The organism is Elstera sp. (assembly GCF_044372965.1).
GTDB lineage: Bacteria > Pseudomonadota > Alphaproteobacteria > Elsterales > Elsteraceae > Elstera.
The window spans coordinates 1-5,245 of sequence record NZ_JBILQX010000216.1; the positions used below are offsets into that span (position 1 = coordinate 1).

Sequence of the window (5,245 nt, forward strand, 5' to 3'; positions counted from 1 at the left end):
CGACGATAATGGCGGTGCCATGCTGATCGTCGTGGAACACCGGAATCTTCATCCGGGCGCGCAGGCGCGATTCGATCTCAAAACATTCGGGCGCTTTGAAATCTTCGAGGTTGATGCCGCCGAAGGTGGGCTCCAGCGCGGCAATCACTTCCACGGCTTTATCAGGCTCATCGGCATCGATTTCGATATCGAAGACGTCGATCCCGGCGAATTTCTTGAACAGAACCGCCTTGCCTTCCATCACCGGCTTCGAGGCGAGCGGGCCGATGGAGCCGAGGCCCAAAACCGCCGTACCATTGCTGATAACGGCTACCAGATTGGCGCGCGCCGTATATTTCGCGGCGTTGGCCGGATCGGCGACGATCTCGGTGCAGGCATGGGCCACGCCGGGCGAATAGGCTAAGGCCAGATCGCGCTGAGTTGCCATGGATTTGGTCGGCATAATCGCCAACTTCCCCGGCTGCGGTAGACGGTGATACTCAAGCGCGGCTTCGCGGATATCCTCAGCCATTGACGGCCATCCTCCCTATGAACCCTCTCCTGGGCAGCGGAGAGTGTCTTTGATGTTTCTCGTTACCCTACGCGCTTAGACGGCGACAAGCGCAAGATTCTATCGTCTGGAGCGCTTCTGCGCGTCGATGAGGGCATGGCGGCGGCCCTTTTGGCAATTAGGAGAAACCGAAGGGACGGATTTCGGCTAAACGCTGCCCTCTTTTTCGATCACCAGAATGCGCGCCGCCCCCCGCGGATGGGCCACATGCTCGCAGCCCAAACCGGCGAAGAAAATATCGCCCGCATGCAAAGCAACCTGCTTTTCTTCGCCCGCGTCGCGGTAGTGCATATCGACGGTGCCATCGAGCACCGCGAACACCTCTTCCCCATCGTTCACGTGCCACTTATAGGGCTGATCGGTCCAATGCAGGCGGGTGGTGACGCCGGCCATATTGGCAATGTCCAGCGCGCCCCAGGCGCGGGGCGCGGTGAACTCTTTGCTGCGGATGATTTTCTGCGACATGGGCGAGGGCCTTCGCGGGTGGGTCCGGCCCCCAGCATAAAACACAAAAAACCCCGCCAGGCGAGCCCAGCAGGGTTTTTTGTGTATGGTGCGGTCGAGAAGACTCGAACTTCCACGGGTTGCCCCACAGCGACCTCAACGCTGCGCGTCTACCAATTCCGCCACGACCGCATCGCACGAAAGGGGCCGTTATCCGGCCCGGGGCCAAGCGTTTAGCAAATCCCTGGACAGACGGCAAGGGGCATCTTATGGGCTATCCTAAACACGTTTGCACGGTGCCGCGTCTTGCCCGATTTATCCGGGGAACGCTTGCCCCAGCCGAGGATATTTTTGATGGAATGGCGCGTTACGCCCGGCCTAACCCCCTACCCCGACGCCCTTGCCGCCATGGATGCGCGCGCCGATGCGATTCACGCAGGCACCGCGGACGAATTGATTTGGCTGCTGGAGCACCCGCCGCTTTACACCGCCGGAACCTCCGCCCAGACCGAAGATCTGCTCGATCCGCGTTTTCCGGTCTATGACGCGGGACGCGGCGGGCAGTACACCTACCACGGCCCCGGTCAGCGCGTGGTCTATCTGATGCTCGACCTCAAAGCGCGCGGGCGCGACGTGCGCGCCTATGTGACCGCCTTGGAAGAATGGATCATCCAATCCCTCGCCCGCCTTGGCGTGACCGGGGAGCGGCGGCAGGGGCGCGTCGGCATCTGGGTGCAGCGCGGCCCACTCAAGGAAGATAAGATCGCCGCCATTGGGGTGCGCATCCGCCGTTGGGTAACGCTGCACGGTATCGCCATTAACGTCAGCCCGGACCTTAGCCATTTCACCGGAATCGTGCCCTGCGGCATCCAGGAGCACGGCGTGACCTCGCTCGCCGACCTTGGCTTAGCCGCCACCCTGGCCGATCTCGATGCGGCACTCGGCGCAACGCGGCCCGCCCTTTTCCCCGACCTTTAGAAAACAAAAACCCCTCCCCGGCGAACCGGAGAGGGGTCAAGGTCAACCCTCGGGGAGGGTGTTTAATCGTTGGTGTTATTGTCCTTGGTTTCCGGCAGCAGAACCGCCCCGATAACGAAGCAAACGGCCGCGATGATGATCGGATACCAAAGCCCGTAGTAGATATCGCCCTGCATGGCCACAAGGGCGAAGCTGATCGACGGCAGGAAGCCCCCGAACCAGCCGTTCCCGATGTGGTAGGGGAGCGACATGGAGGTGTAGCGAATGCGCGTCGGGAAAAGTTCGACCAGCATCGCCGCGATCGGGCCGTAGACCATCGTCACGTAGATAACGAGGATGGTGAGCAGCACGAGCAGACCAAAGTGGTTGATCTTGGCCGGATCGGCTTTCGCCGGATAGCCTGCGTTCTTAATGGCTTCCGCCAGCTTGGCCTTATCATAGCCCTTCACTTCAACATCATTGAAGCGAATCACCAGTTCCGAGCCTGCCGGAGCGACTTGGTTAGAATAATTGACCGAGGAGCGCGCAAGATCGCCACGGGCCAAATCGCACGGGTTGTTGAACTTAACCGTCCCGGTCGGATTGAACTGGAAGGAGCAGGCCGCCGGATCGGCAATCACAACAACCTTGTTCTTCGCATGAGCTGCCGCCAGATCGGGATTACCGAACTGGGTCATGCCTTGGAAAATCGGGAAGTAGGTAACAACCGCGATCAGCATGCCGCCGAGGATGATCCATTTACGGCCGATCTTATCGGACAGCGCCCCAAAGACGATGAAGAACGGCGTGCCGATCAGCAGCGAGCCCGCGATAAGATAGTTGGCGGTTTCGCCATCGATCTTCAGGGTCGAGGTGAGGAAGAACAGCGCGTAGAACTGGCCCGTGTACCACACCACGGCTTGCCCTGCGACCGCACCGAACAGCGCGATGAGAACGAGCTTGAGGTTCTTCCACTGGCCGAACGCTTCCGTGAGCGGAGCTTTGGACTGCTTGCCTTCGGCTTTCATGCGCTGGAAGGTGGGCGATTCATTCAGCTTGGTGCGAATCCAGACCGAAATCGCCAACAGGAAGATCGAGATCAGGAACGGCACGCGCCAGCCGTAGGCATCGAAATCAGCCGGGCCGAAGTACTTGCGGCACCCGAGGATAACCAGGAGCGACAGGAACAGGCCCATCGTTGCCGTCGTCTGAATCCAAGCGGTATGCGCGCCGCGCTTGCCGTGAGGAGCATGTTCGGCCACATAGGTAGCCGCGCCGCCATATTCACCGCCGAGCGCCAAACCTTGCAGCAGACGCAGGATAATCAGGATGATTGGCGCGGCAATGCCGATTTGGGCATAGGTGGGCAGAATACCGACGGCGAAGGTTGATCCGCCCATCAGGACGATCGTTACCAGGAAGGTATACTTGCGACCGACCAAATCGCCGATGCGACCGAAGACAACGGCGCCGAAGGGGCGAACAGCAAAACCGGCGGCAAACGCCAGCAGCGCGAAAATCAGCGCTTGGGTTTCCGGCACGCCGGAAAAGAACTGCTTTGCAATGGTCGCAGCTAACGACCCATAGAGGTAAAAGTCGTACCATTCAAAAACGGTACCGAGCGAAGAAGCGATAATAACCTTACGCTCCTCCGCGGGGGTGGTCGCCGGAGCGCCCCGTGCCATGCTGGACATTTCTGACTCCCTAAACTTTATCTTTATATTTTGTCTGGCAGCTTTATTTCCGACCGGGTAGGCCACCAGAAACAAAACATCCAATTAGACGGTACAGAGGTTATAATCTGAACGCGACAAGGAAATGCCATAGTCTTAGCGCGCGGATTGTCGCACCTCGGCACCGTTTTTAGGTGCGCCGCAGCAATAAAAAAAGCCCTCCCAAGACAGGGAGGGCGCAATACAATCAATCTTGCAATAAAAATGAAAAGCTTAGAGCATTCGCTTTCGCGCCTGCTGCAACTGCAAACCCGAGAGAAAGTCGAAGGCACCCGACGCCAGCTTTTCGAACTTCAACGACAGGGTGCGTTTGCCCGGATCGACCCGGATAACGCGAACCTGCGCCGCATAATAGGCCGCCCCGGCCTTCGCACTCGCCACCGTAAAGGTGATCTGGAAGCGATTATTCGCCTTCAATTCGCCCACATAGTTACCGACCATCAACCCCCCAAGGGACCAATCGATCGTCTCGAAACTATCGTGAAAAATGCCAATGCGTAAGACAGGGTCGGTAAAGCGGCGGTTATCGCGTTTTTGATGCGCGGCGAGTGCCTGGCCGTCCTTTGCCATATTCTCGGCCCGATCCGGGACGGCCATACCCTCTTTCATGCGCCCCGCGCCGGGACGTGGTCCTCCCCCCATCCCGCCCGAGCGATCTAGCGCCCGTTCCTGTCGATCAAACTCATCTGCCGCGTCAAGCTGATCGTTCAGCGCGCGATACCGCTGGGAGCGCTCATGGTCCACCTTGAGCGTCGCCATTAATTCTCGAGCCAACCGAGACCGGCTATCCTCACTCATTCGCGCTAGATCCCCTGTCCTCGCTGCACTCCGCCCCCCTTTAAAGCACAGAAGCGGTGGCAGAAAAACCATATAGCATTTTAGGGGAAGCCTATTCGGGAAGGCAAGAGACCATATCGCCCCCCAGTAATTAAAGGACTCCCCCATACCCTCCCCCTTGCGGTCGGAAAGCGATGGCGACATATGCAACGCTGCTTGTAACGTGCGCGCGGGCGCATTATTCTCCGCGCCCACTCAGTAGACCGCGCTTCCGGGCGCAGATCTGACCGTATGAGATTGCCGGACCGGAGAGGTTGATAGGGCATGGAAAAGGTGCCAATGACTGCCAGCGGCTATGCCCGGCTGACAGAAGAATTGAAGCATTTGAAAACGGTGGAACGCCCGGCGGTGATCCGTGCCATCGCCGAAGCGCGCGAGCATGGCGATTTGTCGGAAAATGCCGAATATGCGGCGGCCCGCGAGCGGCAAAGCTTTATCGAAGGCCGCGTGGCCGAGCTTGAAGACGTGATTTCCCGCGCCGATGTGATTGATCCTGCCAAACTGACCGGCTCGACCATCAAATTCGGGGCCAACGTCAATCTTGCCGATGAAGATACCGGCGAGGAACAAAAGTTTCAGATCGTCGGGCAGTACGAAGGCGATATCAAGGCCGGGCTGCTCTCGATCACGGCCCCGCTCGCCCGCGCCCTTATCGGCAAGTCGGTGGGCGATACGGTGGAAGTCACCACGCCGCGGGGCTCAAAATCTTATGAGATCGTAGGCA

General features: G+C 59.1%; 5 protein-coding genes, 1 tRNA gene and 1 pseudogene. 2 read left to right on the top strand and 5 right to left on the bottom strand.

Annotated elements, in window-relative coordinates; translation table 11 throughout:
* From ACIQ36_RS18015 to ACIQ36_RS18025, 3 genes and pseudogenes are all read right to left on the bottom strand, one after another.
* Positions 1-511 (bottom strand): annotated as a pseudogene (locus tag ACIQ36_RS18015) (NADP-dependent malic enzyme); the annotation flags it as partial.
* A gap of 186 nt (positions 512-697) precedes the next feature.
* Positions 698-1,015, bottom strand: coding sequence for a cupin domain-containing protein (locus ACIQ36_RS18020; RefSeq protein WP_395831887.1), 318 nt, complete (start codon positions 1,013-1,015; stop codon positions 698-700).
* Positions 1,016-1,101: 86 nt separating this feature from the next.
* Positions 1,102-1,186: transfer RNA gene (locus tag ACIQ36_RS18025), tRNA-Leu, on the bottom strand.
* 162 nt (positions 1,187-1,348) lie between these two features.
* Here ACIQ36_RS18025 and lipB point away from each other — a divergent pair.
* Positions 1,349-1,972, top strand: coding sequence for a lipoyl(octanoyl) transferase LipB (gene lipB, locus ACIQ36_RS18030; RefSeq protein ID WP_395831890.1), 624 nt, complete (start codon positions 1,349-1,351; stop codon positions 1,970-1,972).
* A gap of 62 nt (positions 1,973-2,034) precedes the next feature.
* Here lipB and ACIQ36_RS18035 read toward each other — a convergent pair whose 3' ends face one another.
* Positions 2,035-3,636, bottom strand: a complete 1,602-nt coding sequence (locus ACIQ36_RS18035; protein ID WP_395831896.1) for an MFS transporter — start codon at positions 3,634-3,636, stop codon at positions 2,035-2,037.
* A gap of 261 nt (positions 3,637-3,897) precedes the next feature.
* Entirely contained in the window at positions 3,898-4,443 is a 546-nt protein-coding gene (locus tag ACIQ36_RS18040; RefSeq protein WP_395831892.1) for a hypothetical protein, read from the bottom strand.
* A gap of 342 nt (positions 4,444-4,785) precedes the next feature.
* On the opposite strand from ACIQ36_RS18040, the gene greA reads away from it, so the two are divergent.
* The coding region (gene greA, locus ACIQ36_RS18045) for a transcription elongation factor GreA (protein WP_395831894.1) at positions 4,786-5,245 on the top strand (460 nt) is incomplete at its 3' end.